The following is a 1,183-nucleotide window of genomic DNA, read 5'->3' as shown; positions in this document are numbered from 1 at the left end:
TGTGGGGTAGCCGTAGCGAAAGCGAGTCTGAATAGGGCGTGTAGTCGCGGGGTGTAGACCCGAAGCGGAGTGATCTAGCCATGGCCAGGGTGAAGCTACGGTAAGACGTGGTGGAGGCCCGAACCCACCAGGGTTGAAAACCTGGGGGATGAGCTGTGGTTAGGGGTGAAAGGCCAATCAAACTCCGTGATAGCTGGTTCTCCCCGAAATGCATTTAGGTGCAGCGTCGTGTGGTGGGTACCGGAGGTAGAGCACTGGATGGTCTAGGGGGCCGACAAGCTTACTGAAATCAGCCAAACTCCGAATGCCGGTACTTTTAGCGCGGCAGTGAGACTGCGGGGGATAAGCTTCGTAGTCGAGAGGGAAACAGCCCAGATCACCGGCTAAGGCCCCTAAGCGTGCGCTAAGTGGGAAAGGATGTGGGATCGCCCAGACAACCAGGAGGTTGGCTTAGAAGCAGCCACCCTTGAAAGAGTGCGTAATAGCTCACTGGTCAAGTGGTCCTGCGCCGACAATGTAGCGGGGCTCAAGCGCACCGCCGAAGCCGTGGCATTCCGACATTGATCCGCCGGCTGCTTTGTGGTGGTTGGTGTAGTCGTTGGGATGGGTAGGGGAGCGTCGTGCATCCGGTGAAGCCTCGGGGTGACCTAGGGGTGGAGGGTGTGCGAGTGAGAATGCAGGCATGAGTAGCGAATGCAGAGTGAGAATCTCTGCCGCCGGATGACCAAGGGTTCCTGGGCCAGGTTGTTCCGCCCAGGGTGAGCCGGGACCTAAGGCGAGGCCGACAGGCGTAGTCGATGGATAACGGGTTGATATTCCCGTGCTCGTGATAGTGCGCCCATGCTGAGGTCGTTGATGCTAACCATCCGAAGCCGGTCCTGTTGTCCCTTCGGGGGCTTGGATTCGGTGGAGCGTGGGAACCGATTCGGTAGTAGGCAAGCGATGGGGTGACGCAGGAGGGTAGCTCCGCCACGCGGTGGTTGTCGTGGTGTAAGCCTGTAGCCTGATTCCTAGGTAAATCCGGGGGTCGTGAAGGGTGAGAGGTGATGCGTAGCCGATTGAGGCGAAGTAGAGTGATCCCATGCTGTCGAGAAAAGCCTCTAGTGAGTGCTGTTGCGGCCCGTACCCCAAACCGACACAGGTGGTCAGGTAGAGAATACCGAGGCGATCGAGTGAACTCTGG

Annotated in this window: 1 rRNA gene; it reads left to right on the top strand. The window is 58.7% G+C overall.

Going from position 1 to position 1,183, the window contains the following annotated elements:
- A 23S ribosomal RNA gene (locus ABD324_RS37085) occupies positions 1-1,183 on the top strand; the annotation flags it as partial.

It is taken from the genome of Pseudonocardia ailaonensis (assembly GCF_039531635.1).
Taxonomy (GTDB): domain Bacteria; phylum Actinomycetota; class Actinomycetes; order Mycobacteriales; family Pseudonocardiaceae; genus Pseudonocardia; species Pseudonocardia ailaonensis.
The sequence above is the reverse complement of the archived record's forward strand: the minus strand, read 5'-3'. Positions and strand labels throughout refer to the sequence as shown.